The sequence below is a fragment of the Chryseobacterium sp. CFS15 genome, from assembly GCF_031118795.1.
Lineage (GTDB): Bacteria > Bacteroidota > Bacteroidia > Flavobacteriales > Weeksellaceae > Chryseobacterium > Chryseobacterium indoltheticum.
Window position 1 is genome coordinate 309,435 of the sequence record NZ_JAVHYL010000004.1, and the last position, 23,938, is coordinate 333,372.

24 protein-coding genes are annotated in these 23,938 nt (G+C 33.7%); 8 read left to right on the plus strand and 16 right to left on the minus strand.

The features are described 5' to 3' along the window. Positions 1-21 precede the first annotated feature (21 nt). The 7 genes from OH814_RS08455 to OH814_RS08485 form a co-directional block, all read right to left on the minus strand. The gene (locus OH814_RS08455; protein ID WP_308827878.1) at positions 22-375 is read right to left on the minus strand and encodes a hypothetical protein; all 354 of its coding nucleotides are present in this window, start codon (positions 373-375) and stop codon (positions 22-24) included. 65 nt (positions 376-440) lie between these two features. After that, positions 441-1,763 carry a DUF58 domain-containing protein gene (locus OH814_RS08460; RefSeq protein ID WP_308827879.1) on the minus strand — a complete coding sequence of 441 codons (1,323 nt, stop codon included), beginning with the start codon at positions 1,761-1,763 and terminating at the stop codon, positions 441-443. Between the two features lie 187 nt (positions 1,764-1,950). Continuing rightward, positions 1,951-2,991, minus strand: coding sequence for a MoxR family ATPase (locus OH814_RS08465; protein WP_308827880.1), 1,041 nt, complete (start codon positions 2,989-2,991; stop codon positions 1,951-1,953). Positions 2,992-3,040: 49 nt separating this feature from the next. Further along, positions 3,041-4,198 carry a DUF4350 domain-containing protein gene (locus OH814_RS08470; RefSeq protein WP_308827881.1) on the minus strand — a complete coding sequence of 386 codons (1,158 nt, stop codon included), beginning with the start codon at positions 4,196-4,198 and terminating at the stop codon, positions 3,041-3,043. Between the two features lie 15 nt (positions 4,199-4,213). After that, positions 4,214-5,011: a DUF4129 domain-containing protein gene (locus OH814_RS08475; protein WP_308827882.1), complete on the minus strand. Its 798-nt coding sequence runs from the start codon at positions 5,009-5,011 to the stop codon at positions 4,214-4,216. Continuing rightward, positions 5,004-5,966, minus strand: a complete 963-nt coding sequence (locus tag OH814_RS08480; protein WP_308827883.1) for a DUF4013 domain-containing protein — start codon at positions 5,964-5,966, stop codon at positions 5,004-5,006. Before OH814_RS08480 ends, OH814_RS08475 begins: the two co-directional genes overlap by 8 nt. Next, a complete protein-coding gene (locus OH814_RS08485; protein ID WP_308827884.1) occupies positions 5,950-6,933 on the minus strand; it encodes a stage II sporulation protein M in 984 nt (327 codons plus the stop codon). The genes OH814_RS08480 and OH814_RS08485 overlap by 17 nt, the downstream gene beginning before the upstream one ends. 27 nt (positions 6,934-6,960) lie before the next feature. Here OH814_RS08485 and OH814_RS08490 point away from each other — a divergent pair, with 27 nt between their 5' ends. Continuing rightward, positions 6,961-7,710 carry an RDD family protein gene (locus tag OH814_RS08490; protein WP_201132534.1) on the plus strand — a complete coding sequence of 250 codons (750 nt, stop codon included), beginning with the start codon at positions 6,961-6,963 and terminating at the stop codon, positions 7,708-7,710. A gap of 142 nt (positions 7,711-7,852) precedes the next feature. Here the strand turns inward: OH814_RS08490 and OH814_RS08495 are convergent, their stop codons facing one another. After that, a complete protein-coding gene (locus OH814_RS08495) occupies positions 7,853-8,329 on the minus strand; it encodes a hypothetical protein (RefSeq protein WP_308827885.1) in 477 nt (158 codons plus the stop codon). A 185-nt stretch (positions 8,330-8,514) separates the two neighbouring features. On the opposite strand from OH814_RS08495, the gene OH814_RS08500 reads away from it, so the two are divergent. Continuing rightward, positions 8,515-8,805, plus strand: coding sequence for a GNAT family N-acetyltransferase (locus OH814_RS08500; protein WP_308827886.1), 291 nt, complete (start codon positions 8,515-8,517; stop codon positions 8,803-8,805). Here OH814_RS08500 and OH814_RS08505 read toward each other — a convergent pair. The 5 genes from OH814_RS08505 to smpB form a co-directional block, all read right to left on the minus strand. Further along, on the minus strand, positions 8,794-9,765 hold the full coding sequence (locus OH814_RS08505; RefSeq protein WP_308827887.1) for a glycosyltransferase family protein: 972 nt from the start codon (positions 9,763-9,765) through the stop codon (positions 8,794-8,796). The genes OH814_RS08500 and OH814_RS08505 overlap by 12 nt on opposite strands. A 1-nt stretch (position 9,766) precedes the next feature. After that, a complete protein-coding gene (locus OH814_RS08510) occupies positions 9,767-10,591 on the minus strand; it encodes a UDP-2,3-diacylglucosamine diphosphatase (protein ID WP_076557515.1) in 825 nt (274 codons plus the stop codon). A gap of 244 nt (positions 10,592-10,835) precedes the next feature. Beyond that, positions 10,836-11,576 (minus strand): YebC/PmpR family DNA-binding transcriptional regulator, encoded by a 741-nt coding sequence (locus OH814_RS08515; protein WP_076557513.1) that lies wholly within the window; start codon positions 11,574-11,576, stop codon positions 10,836-10,838. A 93-nt stretch (positions 11,577-11,669) separates the two neighbouring features. Beyond that, positions 11,670-13,145, minus strand: coding sequence for an OmpA family protein (locus OH814_RS08520; RefSeq protein WP_308827888.1), 1,476 nt, complete (start codon positions 13,143-13,145; stop codon positions 11,670-11,672). A gap of 77 nt (positions 13,146-13,222) precedes the next feature. Beyond that, the gene (gene smpB / locus OH814_RS08525) at positions 13,223-13,681 is read right to left on the minus strand and encodes an SsrA-binding protein SmpB (RefSeq protein ID WP_076558031.1); all 459 of its coding nucleotides are present in this window, start codon (positions 13,679-13,681) and stop codon (positions 13,223-13,225) included. Positions 13,682-13,799: 118 nt separating this feature from the next. Here smpB and OH814_RS08530 point away from each other — a divergent pair, with 118 nt between their 5' ends. Continuing rightward, entirely contained in the window at positions 13,800-15,422 is a 1,623-nt protein-coding gene (locus OH814_RS08530; protein ID WP_076557508.1) for an ABC-F family ATP-binding cassette domain-containing protein, read from the plus strand. A gap of 79 nt (positions 15,423-15,501) precedes the next feature. On the opposite strand, the gene OH814_RS08535 is transcribed toward OH814_RS08530, so the two are convergent. From OH814_RS08535 to OH814_RS08545, 3 genes are all read right to left on the minus strand, one after another. Beyond that, on the minus strand, positions 15,502-16,317 hold the full coding sequence (locus OH814_RS08535; RefSeq protein ID WP_076557506.1) for a M48 family metalloprotease: 816 nt from the start codon (positions 16,315-16,317) through the stop codon (positions 15,502-15,504). A 101-nt stretch (positions 16,318-16,418) separates the two neighbouring features. Next, positions 16,419-17,234 (minus strand): ferritin-like domain-containing protein, encoded by an 816-nt coding sequence (locus OH814_RS08540; RefSeq protein WP_123886204.1) that lies wholly within the window; start codon positions 17,232-17,234, stop codon positions 16,419-16,421. A gap of 19 nt (positions 17,235-17,253) precedes the next feature. Continuing rightward, positions 17,254-17,964, minus strand: coding sequence for a ferritin-like domain-containing protein (locus tag OH814_RS08545; RefSeq protein ID WP_123887512.1), 711 nt, complete (start codon positions 17,962-17,964; stop codon positions 17,254-17,256). Between the two features lie 215 nt (positions 17,965-18,179). On the opposite strand from OH814_RS08545, the gene recJ reads away from it, so the two are divergent. From recJ to OH814_RS08570, 5 genes are all read left to right on the plus strand, one after another. Beyond that, positions 18,180-19,895, plus strand: a complete 1,716-nt coding sequence (recJ, locus tag OH814_RS08550; RefSeq protein WP_201132543.1) for a single-stranded-DNA-specific exonuclease RecJ — start codon at positions 18,180-18,182, stop codon at positions 19,893-19,895. Between the two features lie 47 nt (positions 19,896-19,942). Further along, positions 19,943-20,308 carry a four helix bundle protein gene (locus OH814_RS08555; RefSeq protein WP_076557501.1) on the plus strand — a complete coding sequence of 122 codons (366 nt, stop codon included), beginning with the start codon at positions 19,943-19,945 and terminating at the stop codon, positions 20,306-20,308. 27 nt (positions 20,309-20,335) lie between these two features. Then, positions 20,336-20,920, plus strand: coding sequence for a nicotinate (nicotinamide) nucleotide adenylyltransferase (gene nadD, locus OH814_RS08560; RefSeq protein ID WP_308827889.1), 585 nt, complete (start codon positions 20,336-20,338; stop codon positions 20,918-20,920). A gap of 64 nt (positions 20,921-20,984) precedes the next feature. Then, positions 20,985-21,323: a DUF3817 domain-containing protein gene (locus OH814_RS08565; RefSeq protein WP_076557497.1), complete on the plus strand. Its 339-nt coding sequence runs from the start codon at positions 20,985-20,987 to the stop codon at positions 21,321-21,323. 240 nt (positions 21,324-21,563) lie between these two features. Continuing rightward, the gene (locus OH814_RS08570; protein ID WP_308827890.1) at positions 21,564-23,831 is read left to right on the plus strand and encodes a TonB-dependent receptor domain-containing protein; all 2,268 of its coding nucleotides are present in this window, start codon (positions 21,564-21,566) and stop codon (positions 23,829-23,831) included. Positions 23,832-23,938 lie beyond the last annotated feature (107 nt).

The following is a 23,938-nucleotide window of genomic DNA, read 5'->3' on the forward strand; positions in this document are numbered from 1 at the left end:
TTTAGCCGTGGAGAAGCGTTTTTATTCACATTGGATTTGCATCCAGTTAATTACGTTAAACTCATTTTTCCTAAATTTTGAAAATTTACTTTTGTTAAAAATTAGTTCAACACTTTTATCTTTTTCATTATAATAAATCAACCAAGGCGTCACAATTTTGTTTGAATACGCTAAAACTTCATTTATCAAATTTATATTTTCTGAATAAATTGAAATTTCAAATTCAAGTTTAAATGAATTTTCAAGCTTATGATATTTTTCAATAGAAATTAACTTACAATTTTTTTCATAATTGAAAATTTTTTCACTTAATTTTTTAGCTTTAATTTCAGTATTTTGATTTTCAGTAATTATTGTAAGATAGATTTTATTCATTACATTTTAATTAAAAATTTAGATCTATTTTCCAATACATCCATAGACAATCTGCTATTATCTTATTATAAAATCCCTCTTGCTTTTATCTCAAGATATTTATTAATGACATCAACATTCAGATTCTCAGGAAGCGTGTAGACTGAGTAAATTCCGTATTTTCTTAATTCCTGAATGATGAGTTTTTTTTCAAATTCAAATTTCTCAGCGATGATTTCATCATAAATCCCCTGCATACTTTCGGGATGAGTATTCATGAGTTTCTGTATCTCAGTATTTTTAAAGAATACAACCACCAATAAATGGTTTTTGGCAATACCTCTCAAATATTTCATCTGTCTGTTTAGACCATCCAATGTTTCGAAATTGGTAAATAGCAAAACCAAACTTCTTTGATTAATTGAGTATTTCACATCCTGATACAGCCTATTGAAATCACTTTCAAAAAAATCGGTTCTAATATTATATAACGCTTCAGAAATTTTTCTTAATTGACCTGATTTATTTTCGGCAGCTATTTTATTTTCGGTTTTCTTTGAAAAGGTCATCATTCCGGCGCGGTCACCTTTTTTCAAAATAATATGAGAAAGCGCCATGGTTGCATTGATCGAATAATCAAGAAGACTTAAGCCGTTAAAAGGCATTTTCATCGTTCTTCCTTTATCAATCAACATAAAAATACGTTGCGATTTTTCATCCTGAAACTGGTTGACCATCAAACGATTGGTTTTAGAAGTCGCTTTCCAGTTGATCGTTCTTACATCATCTCCGGGAACATATTCTTTGATTTGCTCAAATTCCATCGTATGTCCCAGTTTTCTGATCTTTTTGATGCCTCCTAACAAAAACTCATTCTGAAGCGCCATCAACTCGAATTTTCTTAAATGAATAAATGACGGATAAGAAGCCAACGAAGTATCTTTCTGAAATATAAATCTTTTTGAAACGAAACCAATAGGCGACGAAGCATAAACATTTAAAGCTCCGAAATTGTATTCTCCACGTTCTTTCGGTTCTAGAAAATATTGAAACAACGTATTTTTACCAGACTGAATTTCTTTTTTAATTAAAAAATCCCGCTTCTGAAACTGAAAAGGAATTTCATCAATCACCTTTACATTGATTTTAAAACTATAATTATTTTTAATATCAACTTTCACTGCATTTTCATCACCGTTCGACAGTTTTTCAGGCAAAATTCTTTGTGCTAAAACAGCATCTTTTTGTCTGAAAACAAGCAAATAATCAACAAAAACTGTAAGGAAAATCAATAATAAAAGTCCATGCCCTAAAATCATAAAAAACGGAAAGAAAAATGCCAAAACATAAAGCATTCCTACACCGATGAGTGCGAAAAAAAAGCGGGTATTGATGTATAGATTTTTCAAGGTTGCAGATTTTAGGTTTTTACGACTGTTGAAGGTTCTTAGCTTTATAATTCATTTAGCCGTTTAGCATTTAAAATTAAACTGAATCTTTGTCATTCCGGAGGAATCTCAATAAATTTTGTAGAGATGCTTTCAGCATAACAAACATAATGTTTATAAATATTTTGAAATTATTATTACTTATAACCTACCTTGGAATCTCTATTCCTTCTAAAATCTGGCGAATAATTTCATCAGCAGTCAAACCTTCCATTTCTCTTTCAGGAGAAACAATTACTCTGTGTCGTAACACTGCGTAGCTCGCTTCTTTGATATCTTCAGGCGTTACAAAATCTCTGCCTCTTAAAGCTGCAAAAGCTTTTGAAGCCGTTAATAATGCAAGACTCGCTCTTGGAGAAGCTCCTAAATACAAAAGCTGATTTTCTCTTGTATTGATGATAATTTTAGCGATGTATTCAATCAGTTGAAATTCAACGATAATCTCTTTTACTAATTTCTGATAATTATTTAACTGTTGTGCTGTAATCACTTTGTTTACCGCTTCAGTCTTGTCTTCAAGTCTGCTGTCATGCTGATTTTTGATAATTGCAACTTCTTGCTCCAGATTAGGATAACCTACATTGATTTTGAATAAAAATCGGTCAAGCTGAGCTTCCGGAAGTCTATATGTTCCTTCATGTTCTATTGGATTCTGAGTCGCAACAACAAGAAAAGGTTCATCCATTTCGTAACGGGTTCCGTCAATTGTAATCTGCTTCTCCTCCATTACTTCAAACAAAGCCGCCTGCGTTTTTGCCGGAGAACGGTTGATTTCATCAATCAGAATGAAGCTTGAGAAAATGGGTCCTTTTTTAAACTCAAATTCAGAATTTTTCATGCTGAAAATTGATGTTCCTAAAATATCTGAAGGCATCAAATCCGGCGTAAACTGTATTCTGCTGAAATCAACATCAATGGTTTTTGCCAGTAATTTTGCCGTAATTGTTTTTGCAACTCCCGGAACGCCTTCAATCAAAACATGACCATTTGAAAGCAAAGCAGCCAAAAGATGTTCGACCATATCTTCCTGGCCGACAATTACTTTTGCAATCTCCGTTTTTACTTTATTTAAGTTTTCACGAAGCTCAATCATATCAATTCTCGACTCAAATTGGCTCTGATCTTTTTGTTCTTTATTTAAATTGATAGAATTTTGATTTTCTAAATTCTGATCATCATAATTTTCCATATTGTTTTGTTTTTATTGTTTTTGAAGATTTGGAATCCTCCTCTTCAAATTATTTTAAAATCTCATCCAAAAGACTATTTATTCTTGCTAAATCTTCTTTCATTACACTTGCATAAGGATCCTGCGCTTTTTTAATTAAAACAATAGCTTCGTTAACTATTTCTGCAGGTTTTCCTGTTTTCAGCTGAAGTCTTTTAGCAAATTCTTCATCTAGATTTTGGGTATCGATTAGAAGATCGAGCCTTACTTTATTTAAAAAATACTGAGCCTTTTTCGCCATCATATCATGAAAGTCACCTTCCTGTAAGTAAAGATTCCCTATACTTTTTACAAAATCTGCCGACGTATTTTTTAACGGTTCAATGATTGGAACGATTCGCTGTTTACGTTTTATATTAAAGAAAATAAATAAGACTAATCCTCCTAAAAACACCCACCAAGCATATTTCAAAGCTGGATTAGAAAGAATAAATCGCAATAAAGAACTCGATTCTTTGGTGTTACTTTCTACAAACCACAACGTTTCTCTGTCGCTTAAATATGAAAAAACACTTTGTGCATATTTTACATTTCCTGATTGTAAAAGATAATAATTCGTTAAAAAAAGTGGTTCGCAATGCACATAAATTGTCCCTTTTCCAAATGTTGCTTTGATGAAATTTGCCTGATCTTCATTGTTTTCTTCAACTGTTTTTCCTAAAATCTGAACATTCGGTTTAATGTAAGAAAAACCTCTTCCCGAAGGAAATTTATCTAATTTAATAAAATCATTCTGATATTTTTTATCGGTCAGTTTCAGAACATTCTCATTTTCATAAGAGATTTTAGAACCATAAAACCCAATCGTATCTGAAATATTTTTCGGAAGTCGGTTGGCAATAATCATCGCATCCGAACCTTTGGAAACCTCATCTAAAATTTTATTCCAAGATTCAGGATCGATTTCGCTTTCTAAGATGAGAATATTGTGTGGCTTTTTGTTTTTATCGGTGTAATAATCGTAAGGTGCAACGTCAATTTTTGTCAGATTATTTTTAAATAAATCTTTTGCTTCTTTATTAAAAACAAAGAGCCCAAAAGGAGATTTCTGATTGACATCAAAGTTTTTTCGCCAGTCTGTAACTTCCTTTTTATTCACTTCAAACAATGCCAAAATCACCATGATAATGATGAAAATAACAGCATATATTTTGAAAGTTTTATTCATTTTAAAGAAGTTTAATTAAGGTTTAAATCCGTGAAACTGATTTTTAAATTTGCCATAGCTTTGCTCATCAATACTGAATTCTCCATACCAGACATAATCGAAAATATAGGAAAGGTTGTAAAATTCATTTTTAAGATGTGCAGCTTTCAGTTCGGCTACATAATCTTTATTTGTTTTTTCGGGATTCCAAATAATGAGTTTTTTATCACTTAATTTTTTAAGAATAAACAAAAACTGATATCGAACTGCAGAACGGTAATCTCCATTATTCTCAAATTTTGCAATACTTTGTGGAAAGTTGATCTCATGAATGTTTTCATGAAGCTCTTCTTCGTTGATTTCTAATTTTTTATTCTTTTTACCAAAAAATAAGCTTCCTTTTGTATTGATTAAAAACTTAATGATGAAATAAAGTAGAAAACCAACCACGAGAATTGCAAAAAGACGGATAACAACACTGGTAATCTGCGAAGAGGTCTCTAAACTGGTGTCACCAAAAATACTTCGAAGAAGTTGAGCTATCTTACGCTGAAGCTTTTCAAAAAAAGATTCTCTGGGTTTTGAGGTGGTGTAATCAAACTCATTTCCTTTGTATCTGGACGGCAGATTTTCTCTAAATTTCTTTGGAAAAACCGTGTTCTCGGTTTGAGGATTGGCTTTTAAAACAGAATCTGCAACATACATATTTTTGTAATGTGAAGTCACCACAGAATCTTCAATATACATTTCAGAATAATCATCATCTTCATATTCCTGAGACTTGAAAGTCACAAGATTTAGAAAAATCAGTAAAAAAAACAGAAATTTATTCATTGATACCAATCGTTTCAATTTCTTCCAACTCTATTTTTTGATGAAAATCTCTTCGGCTGTCGTAATACATCAATCCCGAATTTACATACAGCATATTCGATAAGAAGAATGATACCAAGAGCGAAATTCCATACATTACAAACATCATTATTCCTAAACTTCCTGCGAAAGGATTTTGTTCGAAATTAGCATCAGGCGCAGTCGTCGTTATTTTAAGCATGAAAAAAATCATTGGTATTGCCGTAAAAATGGTCGTAATTACATAAAGAATAATTGAGATAACAACGGTAGAACCCCAATATTTCCAGAAAGGAGATTTTTCTCTTCCATTCGTGTAAGAAAACTGTGATCGTATAGAATAGCTTAAACTTTCGAAGAAGCCTCTTTTACTATTAAAATAATCATACATTAAAAATGTAATCACATTAAATAATGCCGGATAAACCAATACTATAAGAAAAATCCCGACAACAATTACTATCATCACATAAGAAATACCCATCAAAATGAGCGATAATGGTGTTACAATGAAGATCACTCCCAAACAAAGTTTTCCTATTTTGCCTGCATTTCTCTTAAAATCGCCGAGAATATCATCAGTTCTTATCTTTGTTTCACCTTCCGCAAGTCTTTTAAGATAAAACACAGGGAAAAGGTAATTGACAATCATCATAAGTAAAAAGAGCAGGAAAGTTATCAGTCCTATCACGACAAACATTCCGATATTATCCTCAAAATATGATTCAAAATAATAGCTTTCTCCACTCATATTTGAGCCGAATATCTGCATAATAAGTTCTCGATATCCGAAAATAAATATCGCAACCATCAGAATAAGCAAGAGCCCATTCAGCAGAATATAGTTTTTAAAGTAGTTTTTACCGTATAATTTGAAAAAGGTAAAACTGTCGGTGATAAATGCTCCGAAATCTCTTTTTTTATAAAACTGCATCATTGATAGTGTTTTTTATTCGGCGGTTAACAATATGTGGATAGATAAAATAATAAAAACCAATAATACCCAGACAGCCAAAAATTATCAAAAGATTGAGAAATAAAGGCATATTTAGAGCATGTCTTGTAACATAACCTTCAATAATACCGGCACATATTGTGAAGGGAACTGTACTTAAAAATATTTTGAATGAATTTTTGAATCCGTTTTTAAAAGAATTAAATCTTGAAAGCGTTTTTGGAAAAAGAATAGATGTTCCGAGAATTAAACCGCACATTCCTTCAACCACCATGCTGAAAATCTCAAACGCACCGTGAAGCCAGATTCCCCTAGCGCTGTCGCCTAAAGCTCCGTGTTCGTAGAAAAAATACTGAAAAGTACCAACCATGACAGAGTTTCGCATCAAAAGATATAAAGTACCAAGTCCACCAAAAATTCCGTAGATGTAAAGTTTTGCACCAACGATAATATTATTGAAAGTAATTCCTATTGTACTTCCCCAAGTAGAACCATCCTGATAAACGCCCACCGCGTTTCCGTTTTTGATGTTTTCGATAGTCATATTCACATAACCTTCACTCAGGATAAGATTTGCAAAATCTTTATCATAAACTGCCGAAAGAACGCCAATCAGCATAAAAAAAATAAAGAACAAAAATGAGTAGATTAAATATCTACTGTTTTCATACACAATTAAAGGAACTTCTGTTTTAAAGAAATAAATAAGTCTATTTTCTTCGACTCTTTTGGTTTTATAAATTTTCTGAAAAATTTGAGAAGAAAGATGGTTTAGATAAACTGTTGTATTACTTTTGGGGTAATAAGTCTGTGCAAAAGAAAGATCGTTGACGAGGTTGATGTACAACGATGACAGGTCATCAGGATTTTTTTTAATTTTCCCTTGAACAACCTGCTCAATTCCCAACCATTTTTCTTTATTTTGTCTAATGAAATAAACCTCTCTCATAATTGTAAGGCTAAAATAATAAAAATTATGTCTCAAATTGCGATTAATACCTCCCAAAATGTAAATATTAATTTTATCACGGCAAGTATCGGAGAACGAATGGTAGCTTACATTATCGATCTTCTCATTAAGGTGGCTTATCTTGTGGCTACGTTCTATTTATTTTTTAGTGTTTTCAATTTAGGATATATTTTAGATGGTTTAGATTCCTGGTCTCAAAACGCAATCTATATTGTTCTTACATTACCTGTTGCTATTTATCCGCTTGTTTTGGAAAGCTTGATGGAAGGGCAGACTCCCGGAAAAAAAGTAATGAAAATACGAGTGGTAAAAATCGATGGTTACCAGGCAAGTTTCGGAGATTATTTGATCAGATGGGTTTTCAGACTGATCGATACAACCTTTGCAGGAATTGTAGGTTTGATTTCTATGATCGTTTCTAAAAACAACCAGCGTTTAGGAGATATTGCTTCCGGAACAGCGGTAATTTCACTCAAAAACAATATCAATATTTCCCATACTATTCTTGAAAATATCAACCACGATTATATCCCCACTTTTTCACAAGTGATCGGATTAAGCGATAACGATATGAGAATTATAAAAGATAATTACTTAAAAGCCCTTAGAATTGACGACAGACAGGTGATTACGAAGCTTTCAGACAAAATAAAAAGTATTCTCAAGCTAGAAGTCGATCCCACAAAAATGACCGAAAGACAGTTTATCGCAATTATTATTAAAGATTACAATTATTATACTGGGAAAGACAATTAATCAATGGTGAATTTTACTTCGCAAGTGAATAGTGAATTTTTAAATATGCTTAATCAAAAATCAATTTATTGATTTCTAAAATTCATTTGCAGCAGATTTCTTAACTGCTTAATAGTAAGAAAGAATATTTGTAAATTAAAAACTACTGCAAAAGAGACCAAATTCCGAAACCAATACCCGCATAAGCTACAACGGTGATAATATCTGCAATGGGTTGAGAAAAGCGTTTTTCAGCAATTTTTTCGGAATTAATCTGATTCTTATGAAATTTCAGAACTTTTTCACGGTCACGAACCGGATGAGCAACCAGACTGTCATTTTCCCAACGGTCAACGATTACTTTATAAGTTCTACCATCAACATCAATTTTAACATTTTTATTGGGTACAAGTTTCTCCTGAATATTAACTGGCGTAAGTGTTTGTTGTGCATTCAGGTTTTGACTTTGAGATTTAGCATTTATACTTTCTCCTTGTACTGAAGTCGTATTTGCAAGAGCTATATTGTTTTTAGATTCCTGCTTATTGTCGGTTGCCGTATCTACAGTTTTTTTAACCTGATAAGTGTAACAACTCACAAGAGAAAGTGATAAAATGATAAGATAAAGATATTTTCGCATTAGCCAAATTTAAGAATTAAACGGAATATTTAATATTTTCTTTTAAAAGATTATGTTTTTAAAAAAAAATCAGTTTTTTTTTGAGGGATATAAAAGTGACAAGCAAAACGAATTTACCATTCACAGTTTGCATTCAAATTTCTGCGGTGTAATTTTTGCAGTTTTATTTTAATTAAATTTAAACTATGAAATTAGAAAACAATAAATCCGGAAATGGCGGAGTGATTACACTTAGCAACGAACTTAAAGAAGTAGGAAGATTAACGTACACTATTTTCCCTGAAGACAATAAATTGATTATTTCTTTCGTATTGGTTCATCCCGAATTTGAAGGTCGTGGAATGGGAAAATTTCTTGTTGAAGAAGCTATTAAATTTTCAAGAGAAAACAAGTGGAAAGTCTATCCGCATTGTTCGTACGCAAGAGCCGTAATGAGAAGAATGAATGATGTGGAAGATATTTTTTTACAGAACTAAAACTTCATTGAGCAGAATATCTTCAATATCATCAGGGTAATTGACCTGAAAATGAAGATCCGAAGCAACCCATCTTTTAATTTCTTCTACATCTAAAATTTTAGAATTCGGAATTCCCATTTTGTCTAAAGCGCAGGCATTGCATTCCTGTTCGTATTGATTATGAATGGGAATTACAAACAATTTTTTATCCATAAAAAGTGCTTCTGCCGGAGTTTCAAATCCTGCGTTGCATAAAATTCCGTCGCAGTTTTCGAAATATTTTAAATATTGAATTTCATCAATTGGGAAAATCTCAACATTTCTCTCCTTTCTCTGAAGTTTGCTGTGTTTGGAAAAAACTTTCCATTCTACAGAAATTTCACTTAAAACTTTAATGATATTTTCATCAGAAAAACTCGGAAGATACACCACATAAAATCCTTTTTTATCAGGATTCAGATTTCTGATTTTTCTTCTGATGACCGGTTTTTTGATTTGTGAATGATAATTTTCAAAATGAAAACCTATTTTTTTCTCACTCGGAACGTAATATTTTAAAATCAACTCTCCGAAAAAGTCTTTTTTCACTGGTTTTGGGGTTTCTTTAAAACTCATAGAAGCCTGATGACTCAGCTCAATCATATTTAAATTTTTAGTTTTACACGCCCAACCTGTTAATGGCTCGTAATCATTGATGATTAAATCGTATTTACTTAAATCGATTTGTTTAATGGTTTTAAAAGCTTCGAGAAAGTTATTTTCAAAAAGGATTTTTTTATAGGAAATCCCTCCTGTTTTGTTGTAAAGCAGCGAAACACCTTTATGTTGAAAGTTAATGGGAAAATCGGCTTTTAACTGAGATTGATGACCACTGATTAAAGTATCAACAGAAGCATACTTTTTAAGAATAGGAATAATTTCCTGTGCGCGTGCAACATGACCGTTTCCTGTTCCCTGAAATGCATACAAAATCTCCATTCTACGTAAATTGAGTTACAATTTTCAAAAGATCTGAATTATTGATGTCCTGAATCTCTTCCGATTCATCGTCTTTCAGCAAATGTTTATGATCTTCGTAATGAAAGATTTTCCATTCGTTCTGATTAAATTCGAGAGCAGATAGATTTTCAATCCAGTCGCCGGAATTAAAATAAGTACAAGATCCTTTTTTAGTGACAACTTCACGCATTTGCGGCTGATGAATGTGCCCGCAAACTACATAATCGTAACCATTGTCAATGGCCAATTCAGAAGCAGTCAATTCAAAATCACCAATATATTTTACCGCTTTTTTTACATTGTTTTTAATTTTTTTCGAAAACGAGTATTTTTCTCTACCCATTTTTTCTAAAAACCAATTGACAACATTGTTGATGACGATTAAAAGATCATAGCCTTTGCCGCCAAGTTTGGCAATCCATTTTGAATGTTGTACCGATGCATCAAAAACATCTCCATGAAAGATCCATGTTTTTTTATCATTGACTTCAAGACAAAGTTTGTTGCAGACTTTGAGCTTACCCAATTCAAAATCTGTAAACTTTCTGAACATTTCATCATGATTTCCTGTAATATAATAGACATCTGTGTTTTTCGTAGCAAATGAAATGATCTTTTTGATCACTTTAAGATGAGGCTTAGGGAAGTAAGACTTTTTAAACTGCCAGATATCAATGATATCACCATTTAAAACTAGCGTTTTCGGTTGAATAGAATTTAGATACCGTAGAAGTTCTTTGGCCTTACATCCGTAAGTTCCCAAATGTACATCCGAAATGATAACAAGTTCAACGTTTCTTTTCAAATTGCAGAATTTATCTTACTAATGATCAAAAGTGATCGCCATACGTGTCAGTATTTTAATTTACCAAAGATGGCGATTGCACAATTGATTCTTATGCAAAGAAACTAATTGAAAATGAATTGTATATGAATGCTATATTATTTTTACTGTAAAACTACATTAAAAAATGCCACGAAAACACAAATCTTGGATTCGTGTTTTCGTGGCAAGAAATAAAACTTTGCTACAAACAGCAATTTTATTTTTATAAAGACTCTAAAAGTTCGTCAGTAATCTCCATGTTATGATAAACGTTTTGTACGTCATCATCTTCTTCGAAACGATCAAGCATTTTCATATTTGCTTTAAACTGATCTAAAGTAACTTCTTTTATATTATTCGGAATTCTTTGTAATTCTGCACTTTTAGCTTCTATTTTTAGCTCATCCAATTTGTGAGATAATGAACCAAAATCTTCAAAAGCAGTTGTAATCATTACTTCTTCTTCATCTTTTTCTACATCTTCCGCTCCACCGTCGATCATTTCCATTTCAAAATCATCCCAATCCATTGTAACTTTAGCTAAATCAATAGTGAAAATCCCCTTTCTGTCGAAGATAAAAGCTAATTCACCATTTTTTCCAAGGTTACCGTCAAACTTATTGAAAATAGCTCTTACATTGGCAACAGTTCTTGTAGGATTATTTGTAGTACATTCTACAAAAAATGCAACGCCACCTTGTCCGTAACCTTCATAAGTGATCTCTTCATAGTTTTCTGCATCGGCTCCACCTGCTTTTTTAATGGCTCTTTCAACATTATCTTTCGGCATATTGGCACCCTTTGCATTTTGGATACATCTTCTCAATGCAGGGTTAGCTTCAGGATCTGTACCTCCGGCTTTTACTGCTAAAGCAATGTCTTTACCTATCTTAGAGAAAGTCTTGGCCATTTTGTCCCAACGAGCCATTTTTGAGGCTTTTCTATATTCAAATGCTCTTCCCATGTTATAATTTAAATTTTGACAAAATTACTTAAAATCAACAACAAAAAAAATACCCCCAGAAATCTGGAGGTATTTATTATTTAGAAAATTAAATTATTTTCTTCTTTTCTTAGCCGGAGCTTTCTTCTTAGGAGTAGCTGGTAAGTCAGATTTTTTGTAAGTATCCCACTCTGCACCAGAGATTCCTCTTACAACAACTCTTCTATCAGCTTGTCTTTCAGCATCAGAAGCAGTTTCATCAACAGTAGCTTCTTGCTCACCGATACCGATTGATTTCAATACTGATGGGTTAACACCTCTAGCCTCTAAAGCAGCAACTACAGCAGCAGCTCTTTGTCTAGATAAGTTCAAGTTATAAGTATCGCTACCTTTTTTATCAGTCATACCAACGATCACAAAGTTTTCAGCTGGTGCTTCTTTAATAATTCTAGCCGCTTGATCTAATTTACCATTAGATTGAGCTCTGATAGTAGCTTTGTTAAAGTCAAATAATAGATCTCTAAACTCTTCTGTTACTTTTTCAGCAACTGGCTTAGCTGGTGGAGGAGGACATCCGTTGAATTCTGGAACACCAGGAACTGTAGGACATGCATCATCTTTATCTAAGATACCATCACCGTCTGTATCTGGCCAAGGACAACCGTTGTTTTCTGCAGGACCTGCAACAGTAGGACAAGCATCATCTTTGTCGATAATACCATCACCATCTGTATCTGGCCAAGGGCAACCATTGTTTTCAACCGGACCAGCAACATCTGGACACTGATCGTCTTTATCTGGAACTCCATCACCGTCGGTATCAGGACATCCTTGGAATTCTGGTAAACCTGGTGTATCTGGACATAAATCGTCTTTATCTAAGATACCATCCTTATCTCTGTCTCTGTTCCCGAATCTAAAGTTCAAAGAAGCAGAAGCTTGCCAGAAATTAGCATAGGTAGCTTTATCACCTGGAGTAGAAACATAATCACCTTGTACACCTAAACCGAAGTTCTTTGTTAACCAGAAGTTAACACCTGCACCTGTAGACACAGTAAAGTGGTTTGCTTTACCCATTTCAGCACCTCCGTCTCCGTTAGAAGTCATTTCTGCAGGATTTCCGTTGATGAAAGTTTGTCTTGGGAAAGAAAGAGCTGTGTAATCATGTCTTAAATAGTTTGCACCTACTCTCAAGTAAGGATCAAACCAAGACTCTTCGTCCCAAATTAAACCAGCAGCTTTAGCTTGAAAACCAAGACCAGTCATTAACATAAACTCTTTACCCATGTTAAGTCTTTTGTTCTCAACATTTCCAACAGAAGTTTGCCAGTCAATAACTAAACCTTTGCCAATGTTTCTAGCAACTGTTAATTTAGAAAGTGGTGGTGTAATAGAAAAATTGTTCATATTGAACATATTCTTCGTCAAATTAGTAGCAGAAAACGTATTACTGAAGTTATTACGCTGTGCTGTATGGTTTTCCGCATGAGCACCAACCCCGATCATCCACGGATTGTTGGTAGTCTGAGCGAAAACAGTAGAGGCAACTGTAAGCGCCAATGCTGAAATTCCTAATTTTAGATTTTTCATAGAATTAAATGATTAAATAATTGATATTGCAAAATAAATATAATTTTTCTTTATAAACAAAGTTTTCAGGATGATTTTTAACTTTTCTTTAATATTCTGTCCAGGTTTCTTTTATTTTCTCTATCTTTTATCGCCTCTCGTTTATCAAAGAGTTTTTTACCTCTTCCCAGTGCGATTAGAATTTTAGCCTTTCCTCCATCATTTATATAAAGTTTTAACGGGATTATTGTATTCCCTGCATCCTTAAGTTTTTTTTCAAATTTTAACAATTCTCTTTTGTGCAAGAGCAACTTTCGTTCCCTTTTTGTCTTATGATTATAAAAAGTACCCAATTTATATTCGTCGATCATCATATTGATGATATACAATTCACCATCAATGAACTGGCAAAAAGACTCTGTAATAGAGGCTTTAGAAGAGCGTAGAGATTTAATTTCGGTACCTGTTAATACCATTCCTGCCTCTATTTCTTCTAGAATCTCATATTCAAATCTTGCTCTTTTATTGAGTATCCTGACTGTTTTTTCAATCTTCATATTCTTAAATTTTGTTATGAAATATACAAAATTTGCTTTCATATAAAAACTTGAGTATTACATTATTATAATTTACCCAAATTCTTTTCGTAATTTTGCGCCAAATTTACAAAACTATATGTTAACAGTATCTAATTTATCTTTACAATTCGGGAAAAGAGTTCTTTTTGACGAGGTAAACATTATGTTTACGAAGGGAAACTGCTACGGAATCATCGGAGCTAATGGTGCAGGAAAGTCTACATTCCTTAAAATATTAACTGGAAAACAAGACCCAACAACAGGACACGTATCTTTGGAACCTGGAAAAAGAATGTCTGTTCTTGAGCAGGATCACTTTGCGTACGATCAATTTACTGTACTGGAAGCGGTTTTAAGAGGTAACAAAAAATTATTTGAAATAAAAGAAGAGATGGATGCCCTTTATGCAAAGGAAGACTTCTCTGACGAAGACGGAATTAAAGCGGGTGAACTAGGCGTTGTTTACGATGAAATGGGCGGCTGGAACTCAGAATCTGACGCACAAACCATGCTTTCAAATGTCGGTATCAAAGATGACATGCATTGGCAAATGATGAGTGAGCTGGAAAATAAGGACAAAGTAAAAGTTCTTTTGGCTCAGGCGCTTTTCGGAAATCCTGATGTATTGATTCTGGATGAACCTACGAATGACCTTGATATTGATACAATTTCTTGGTTGGAAGATTTCCTTGCTGATTATGAGAATACGGTAATCGTAGTTTCTCACGACCGTCACTTCTTAGATACGGTTTGTACGCACATCGGAGATTTAGATTACGCTAAATTAAACCTTTACACAGGTAACTACTCTTTCTGGTACCAAGCTTCTCAATTGGCTACAAGACAAAGAGCTCAGGCGAACAAAAAAGCGGAAGAAAAGAAGAAAGAACTTCAGGATTTTATCGCGAGATTTAGTTCAAATGTTGCAAAAGCTAAACAGGCTACTGCAAGAAAGAAAATGATCGATAAATTAAACATCGATGATATTAAGCCATCTTCAAGAAGATATCCTGCAATCATTTTTGAAATGGAGAGAGAAGTAGGTGATCAGATTTTAGATGTAAAAGGTCTTGAAAAAACAAAAGATGGAGAATTATTGTTCTCTAATATTGATCTTAACCTTAAAAAAGGAGATAAAGTTGCTGTTTTGTCTAAAAACTCTTTGGCAATTACAGAATTTTTCGAAATTTTAGCAGGAAACGTTCAACCGGACAAAGGAGCTGTTGCTTGGGGAGTTACAACTAATCAATCTCACATGCCTTTAGATAACACAGAATTCTTTAAAGAAGACATCAACTTAGTGGACTGGTTAAGACAATTCACCAAAAATGATGAAGAGCGTCACGAAGAATTCATGAGAGGATTCTTAGGAAGAATGCTTTTCTCAGGTGATGAAGCCTTGAAATCTTGTAAAGTACTTTCAGGAGGTGAAAAAATGAGATGTATGTTCAGTAGAATGATGCTTCAGAAAGCAAACGTTCTTTTATTAGACGAGCCTACGAACCACTTAGACCTTGAAAGTATCACGACTTTGAACAACTCATTGTCTAACTTCAAAGGAAATCTTTTGTTGGCTTCTCATGACCACGAAATGCTTTCAACTGTCTGTAACAGAATCATCGAATTGACTCCAAACGGAATCATCGACAGAGAAATGACTTACGACGAATATCTTGCTGATAAAAAGATAAAAGAATTAAGAGAAAAAATGTATTCTTAATTTTAGAACAACATTAAAATTCATAAAAAACTCCTCAAAGTTAACTTTGGGGAGTTCTATTTTAAATATTTAGTTAAGATTATTTAGTCAGTTTTGTTTTGGGCAAAGTCACTGTTCCCGGATCTTTCCATAAACCGTCTTTTTCAGCACGTTTTTTCACAGCTTCTGCTCTTTTATTGCTGTCCGGATGTGAATTAAACATTTTCTGGAACCCAGACTGAGCTGTTCCACCTTCAGACAATAACGCCAACTTTTTAAATGCAGTGTAAGCTCCAACAACATTATAGTTATTTGCTTTCATAAAATCGTAAGAATAAGTATCTGCCTGAGATTCTTGTTTTTTACTGTGAGAAGCATCCAAAAATTCATTTGCCATTTTCCCGACCTGGCTTTCATTTAAAGTGGCTACTGTAGAAGAAGCCGATGAAGCAGCGTCTAAAGCAGCAGCTTTAAGATAAGCAGACTTGATCGCATCTTTTGTATCTTCATTTTTAACGTGACCAATTTCATGGCCAATTACAGCCAATAATTCATCATCAGTCATAATATCCATTAACGAAGAAAAAACACGAACACTTCCGTCTGCACAGGCAAATGCATTGATATCTTTTACTTTATAAACCTTATAATTCAGGTTTAAACCGTCCTGAGATTTGTGTTTTCCAAAAAGTTTATTCAGTCTTACCGTGTAAGGATCTTTAGGGCCAGCAACCGGATTATTCTTATCCATATAATCGACCGATTCTTTAGATAATTTTACAGCATCTGCATTAGAGAAAGACAAAGCTGAAGCTCCTTTAGAAACAACGCCTGCAGCCTTTCCAAGATTAATTTTCTGAGCTTGTACGCCCACAGCAGCACTTAGCAAAAGTGCAGAAACTAAGATTTTTTTCATGTTTAATAATTTGTGCTGTGAAGATAATACTTTTCCTCAAAATAAAATCCTTTTCCGGCAATACCGAAAAAGGATTTTTAATATTAAAAAAAGAAATTATTTTAAACAATAAAAAGACCTGCAATTGCTGCGGCATCCGTTCCGCTAAGAACCTCATCGTAAGCTGCAGATCCTGCGGCTGCTCCAAAGGCAGTAGCTGTATTAAATCCGGCCTGTAATGTCACATCCTCACCTGCATATACTGCATTGGTTGCAGCAGGCATATTACCGCCATTTGCCAATTCGATCCAGCCTTTATTCGCACGCATTCTTCTTACCTGAGAGGCATGCCTCGCTTCCACAGAGTGAATCTGTAAAGCTGCCTGAAGAACTGTTTTATTAGACATCACATTTCCAGCCTGTCCTTTATAAGCTCTTACCCCGGTATCTTCAAAAGCCTGCGCTAAGATCAAGAACTGCTGATAGTTGGTAAATGGTGTGAAATTTCCTCCAGCTGTAAAATCGAAAGTTGGTTTTGCTGCTGGCGCTGTTCCTAATGAAGTCAGTGTACTTTTTAGAAAAGCAACATGTGCTGCTTCATGTTTAGAAATCTGCATAAAAACAGTACGGTCTGCTGTAGGAATCAAAGTTCCTGCATTAAGACCCAATCTGTAATATTCATCTTCTAAATATTCCAGAGTAAGTGCTAGCTGCAGCGCATCGGTTAGTGCACTTTTCATTGCAGTTCCGGGAACTGTATCTGTAAGCGTTTCCGCTTTCGCTGTTGTGGTCATTAAACCTGCCAAGCCTAATGGAAGAGCCGCAACTGCCGCCTTTTTTCCAAATGCTGAAATATCTGAAAGCGAACCTGATCTAGACGTTTGTCTTGTAAAAAAAGAGTCGTCTGAAAGTTTATCTAGTAATTTAAGAATATTCATAATAAAAGATTTAATTTGATTAGTTTATACCTTGCTCTTTCCAAGTGAACGGAGTTTTTATAAATCCACCTGCTGCCATTATAATCTCTTTAGGCTCTTTAGCCACATCGAGTCCGTTGGCATTGATTACATCATCTCCTGAAAACGCTGCCGTACCAGGACTAATTAAATCTCTAATTGCTGCGGCATGTCTGGCTTCTACGGAAACAATTTTTCCGGCAAGTACCAGATATGCAGGATTGGAAATATATTTGCCCGCTGCGTTATACGCTGCAACACCAGTATCTTCCAGAGCTTTTGCTGTAGCTAATACTGAGTTTCTGTCATTAAAATTTACACTTGGATATTGAAATTCTAAAGTAGGTAAAACATTATTCGTTGCACCGGAAATGGCTGCCTTGAAAAAGTCGCGGTGTATAACTTCATGGTGATAAAGATCTGTAAGAATTTCTTTTTCGGCACTTGAGATGCCGGTGTAGAAATTATTAACGACTTTAGTGTAAAAATCTGCCTCGAGCTGCTCAAGAGCGTATGCATAGTTTAAAACACCAACATCACCAGTTCCCAAATCAAATATTCCGTTATTTTGTGTGTAGTCAAAATTATCGTCATCGCAGCCTATCAATGTGAGGCCGGCAACGGCAATACCAATGCCGCTCAGTTTTAGAAAGTTTCTTCTGCCGGTATCCAGAGTTGCTCCCTGGTTAGAAACTTGAATTGTTTTTTTCATAATATAATTTTTAAATGGGTTTATATTTAAAATCATGTACGAGAGTCACAACAGTTTGGTTTTAATAAATTGTAAAAAAAATTAAAATTTATTAATGATTTAATCAAAAACCACCATAAACATTCACAATAATTTAAAATATACAATCAGGAAGAATTTGAATTTGGATGGACTTTTCAATAGATTTTAAAATAAATTTTACCTATTTTTGTGAAATGAGTCAAAAATGGATTTATAAACCTGAACCTGATGAAGAAATTGTTGATGGATTGAGTTCGTCGCTTGGTTTTGGAACTTTTGAATCTAAACTATTAGTTCTCAGAGGAATTGACAATTATCAAAAGGCAAGAGAATTTTTTAAACCTAATGTAACCGATATTCACAGTCCTTTTTTGATGGCAGATATGCAAAAAGCCGTAGAGCGTATTGCAACAGCTATCGAAAACGGTGAAAAAATCATGGTTTACGGAGATTATGATGTAGACGGAACGACTGCGGTTGCTCTGATGTATCTTTATCTGAGTAAAATTGTTCAAAAAAAATATTTAGACTATTATATCCCGGATCGTAATTCTGAAGGCTACGGAATCTCTACCGAAGGAATTGACTTTGCAAAGGACAATGGTTTTTCGCTGATTATCGCATTAGATTGCGGAATCAAAGCTTCCGACATGATCAATTATGCCAAAAGCAAAGACATCGATTTTATTATCTGTGACCATCACTTGCCAGGAGATGAAATTCCTGACGCAGTTGCTGTTTTAGATCCAAAAAGAAACGACTGCAGGTATCCTTTTAAGGAACTTTCCGGCTGTGGTGTAGGTTTTAAATTATGCCAAGGACTAAACACTATTTACAAAATACCGGAATCTGAATTATTTGAACTGACAGATCTTTTGGCAATTTCTATTGCTGCAGATATTGTTTCGATGACCGGAGAAAACAGGGTTTTAGCGAAAATGGGTCTTAAAATGCTCAGAAAAACCCGAAATATGGGACTCAGACTTTTGATTCCTGAAGATAAACTTTCTCATTTTGAAATTTCAAATATTGTTTTTGAAATTGCACCAAAAATCAACGCTGCGGGAAGAATTTCACAAGGAAAAGCTGCTGTTGAACTGATGGTTTCTGACAACCTAAAACACGCTCACCAAATTGTAAGCGATATTATGAATCTTAATGATGAAAGACGTGAACTCGACATGAATTCTACTCTTTCAGCGCTGAATCAAATTATAGAATCTCAACAGGAAACCAAATTCTCAACCATTGTTTACCATCCCGAATGGAACAAAGGCGTTATAGGAATTGTGGCGTCAAGGCTTACCGAAACGTACTACAAACCTACATTGGTTTTTACAGACGGAAACAATGGCGAAATGGTAGCTTCTGCCCGATCGGTTTCAGATTTTGATGTACATGAAGCGTTAGATTTATGCTCAGAATACTTCCTGAAGTTTGGAGGTCACCATGCTGCTGCAGGACTTTCTATGGAAAAATCGAAGTTTGAGGATTTCAAGATTAAATTTGAAAGAATCGTAGGAGAAAAGATAAAAGATCATCAAAAAGAACCTTCAATCACGATAGATTCTGACGTACACATCGATGAGATCAATAGAGATTTCATTAATTTCCACAGAAAACTGGCTCCTTTCGGACCTCAAAATATGAAGCCTAATTTGGTTTTAAGGAATCAAAAAATTTCCGGTTATTTAAAAACGATGGGTAAAGATAACAATCACCTGAAGTTTTACATCAAACAAGAATCTACCGGAAGAAATATAGAATGTATAGGTTTTAAACTGGGTCAATTTGCTGACGATTTCAGAACTAAAAATTTCGATATCGCTTTTACATTAGAAGAAAATCACTGGAAAGGAAATGTAACACATTGCCTGAATATTAAAGATGTGAAGTTTTTGGAGAATTGAGGCTAAGTCTAAGGTTTAGGTATATTGTAACGCTAAAAACCACACAAATGATAAATGATTTTACTGAAATGCCAGTTTGGCGAAAGGCAATGGACATTGCTGAAAAATGTTTTAACATTAGTGAAACCTTACCTCGGAAAGAAGATTATGCTCTTACCTCTCAGTTAAGAAGATCTGCAGAAAGTATTTCAGCTAATATAGCTGAAGGTTTTGGAAGGCGTACCAGTAAAGACAAAAGTCGATTTTATGATATTTCAAGAGGGTCGGCATTTGAAGCCAAAAGTCATTTGATTTATGGAGTTAGGGTTAAATATTTTAAGGAAACAGATTACTTAGAAATTAAAAATATAATCGATGAAGTAATTCATGAAATTAATAAAATAGCTTCTTATCTTAACAGGCAACAACCTTAGTATTAACCTTAACCTAATATATAAGTTTTGAAAAAAATAGGTTTATTTTTCGGATCATTTAACCCAATTCATATCGGGCATTTGATATTGGCGAATTATATTCTTGAAAATTCGGATATGAATGAATTGTGGTTTGTAGTAAGTCCGCAAAATCCTTTCAAAGAAAAAAAATCGCTTCTGAATGATCACAACAGGCTCGATATGGTAGAACTTGCCATCAAAAATTATCCGGATATGCGGGCTTCGAATGTTGAGTTTTCACTTCCTACGCCTAGTTATACCATTGACACTTTGACATATCTGAAAGAAAAACATCCAGACTATTCTTTTAGTTTAATAATGGGTGAAGATAATCTTGGAAGTTTACACAAATGGAAAAATGTCGATTTATTGATAAAGAATCATCATATTATTGTTTACCCCAGAGTTTTTGAAGGTGAAAAAAAAGATTCTAAATATATAAACCACGAAAATATTTCGCTTGTGAAAGCACCTGTTATTGAGTTATCTGCGACTGAAATCCGCAATATGATTAAGCAGGGCAAAAACATTAGACCGATGCTTCCACCGGAAGTTTTTGAATATTTGGATGGGAGTAGTTTTTATAAGTAGAAGTTAGAAGTTAGAAGTTAGAAGTTAGAAGTTAGGAGTTAGGCAAAATTATTTTTTAAGTATCATGGAATTCATCGAAAATTTTTTCTCAAAATATCCTCAGGAAAAGGTCATCAAATGGTTTAAGCAAATTTGTTTAGCTGAAGCAATTTCATGGTTTTTTCTATTCACAGCCATGATCTGGATCCGAGTTGATCCTGAAGGTATCTTACCGATTGTTTACATCAGCACAATCGGCAGCATCCACGGATTGTTTTTTACACTTTATCTGCTGTTTATTCCTTCTACAAGAAAAATATATGCGTGGGATGATGAAGATTCTGTTTTCGCTTTAATAGCCGCTTTTTTTCCGTTCGCCACTATTTGGATTGATAAAAAGCTGGCACGTTTCGATAGAGAATAATTATTTTTTAAAAAAATATCACTTCAACTGTAACATATCTTCTGTTACAGTTGTCTTATTATGTAGAAACTCAAAATTCTATAAAATTCCATTAATAAATTTTAGTCACTAACAGTCAACCACTTAACAAAAGTATAAAAACATTTACACTACTTTGTATTGCATGATACTAAATTTATTATATATCTTTGCAATGTAAAATAATAACATATACAAGCTTCTAAACTAAAAAATATAATTATGAAAACTCAAATATTCATCGCAGCACTTTTCTTAAGCGGATTTGCTTTTGCTCAGGAAAAAAAATCAGATTCAGTAAAAACCCAGAAAATTGAAGAAGTGGTTTTGAAAAAACAGGTTTTCAAAAAACAAAGCGACCGTTTCGTTTATGACGTAGCTGCTTCACCGGTAACAAAGGGAAATACTACCTTCGATCTATTAAGACAAACGCCTCTACTTTCTACAACAGATGATAAAACATTAAAAATCGTAGGAAAAAACAATGCTCTAATCTACATCAACGGTAGAAAAACCAATATGGATGCAGAATCTGTTACTCAGTTTCTAAAAAATACTCCCGCAGAAAACATTCAGAAAATTGAAGTAATTACAGTACCAGGAAGTGAATTTCAGGTAGAATCTTCAGACGGAATCATCAATATAATTCTTAAAAAGAAAATGAGTGACGGCCTGAACGGAAACATGAGAATGTCTAATACTCAAAATAAATATAATGGAAGTTCTGCAAGTTTTTCTGCCAATTACAGAAAAGATAAGTTGGGAGTTAGTGCCAATTTGTATGGCGGAGAAAACATTCAGGCGCAGCATTATGTTTTGCGAAACGGAAATAATCTATCATCTAATGAATCTACAGGGAACATTGATGACCCTAACCAATACCTTGGCGGTTATCTGAATTTTGATTATCAATTGACAGATAAAAGTAACTTAGCTTTATCGTGGAACTCAAGTGCTAATAAAAGTTATAATTCTACAGTAAATTTATTCAATACCATTCGTTCTTTTAATGAAAAGACTAATGCTCTTGATACCAATTACACCAATTCTAGAAATAAGGAAGATGCTCGTTCTTACAATAATTCGGTCAACTTAAATTATGAGTTAAAAACAGATTCACTCGGAAGCAAATTAAATGTAAATGCTGCTTATCTTAATTACAAAAGATTTCAGTTTACTGACAACAAAACATTTTCAGCAGATCCTTTAGGAAATGACACCGGAGTAATCCCAACCCAGACCATTACTCAAAATCTGCCACAAATCATCAATAACTTTTCTAGTACTGTAGATTATATTCAGAAATTTAAAAATGATTTTACAATAGCTGTTGGGGGAAATTTTAATAAAACAAAAACTGATAACGATACAAAAAACAATACATTTAAAGCGGGTGAACCAACCGAATTTACACCCAATCATTTCATTTATGATGAAAATATCTATGGGGCTTATTTAACTTTGGAAAAGAAATTCTCTGATAAATTTTCCGGAAAAATCGGTACCCGTTACGAAATCACCAACAGTATAGGAACTTCAGACAATGCAGCTCCGGAATACAGAAAGATTGAAAGAGATTATAATAATTTACTTCCCTATTTAAGCATCAATTATGCTATTAACGATAAAAATAATATCTCTTATGCGTTTTCAAGCAGAATGAGAAGACCAAGTTTCTGGGAGCTGAATCCTGTAAGAAATATTCTTACCGAAAACAATTACACTCAAAACAACCCTTTTGTAAAAGCTTCGTCAACGTATAATCAGGAACTGACGTACATGTACAAAAGTTCTTATTTCCTGATTTTAAATCATTCTTATTTTAAAGATCAAATCACTCAGGTTCCACTGCAAGGGTATGCTAAATCTATGGATGGTAAAATCACTGAGCAAAACGTGCTTCGCTACATCAGAACAAATTTTGGTGACAAACAGGAAATGTCTGCAATGTTGGGAATGAACAAAACATTTTTCAATCAATATCTAACGATGAATTTCAATATTGGAGTACAGCACAACGTTAACAATGGTTCTTTGTCTGTAGACCCTACGAATGGTGATATTTTTCTTGATAAAAAGGGAAACCAAATTGTATATAGTAATAATATAAGATCTACAAGTATTTTGATTCAAACCAATAACACTATTCGTTTAGATAAAAAGAAAACCTGGTTTTTGGGCGTAAATTATTTCTTCGTAGACAAACAGCAAATCGAACTGGGAATGCTTAAGAATCTTTCAAGCCTTGATGTAAGTTTAAAGAAAAACTGGAACGACTGGACTTTTGCATTAAATCTTACCGACGTGCTTAGAACCAACATCGTAGAAATTGAAGATTACCAAGACAACGGAAATTATAATTACGTAAGAAACGACCAATTCAGAAGAGGTGGAACATTCAGCATCACTTATAATTTCGGAAACCAGAAAGTGAAAAAAGTAAGAGACATCGAAGGCGCATCAGACGCTATTAAAAGCAGAACACGTTAATATTCAATCTTCATATATTTTATTTTGTACAGAAACCTGCCAAGAAATTGGTGGGTTTCGTTTATATTTAAGTATAAATAAATTTTTAGCACTTTTATTTTTCATTT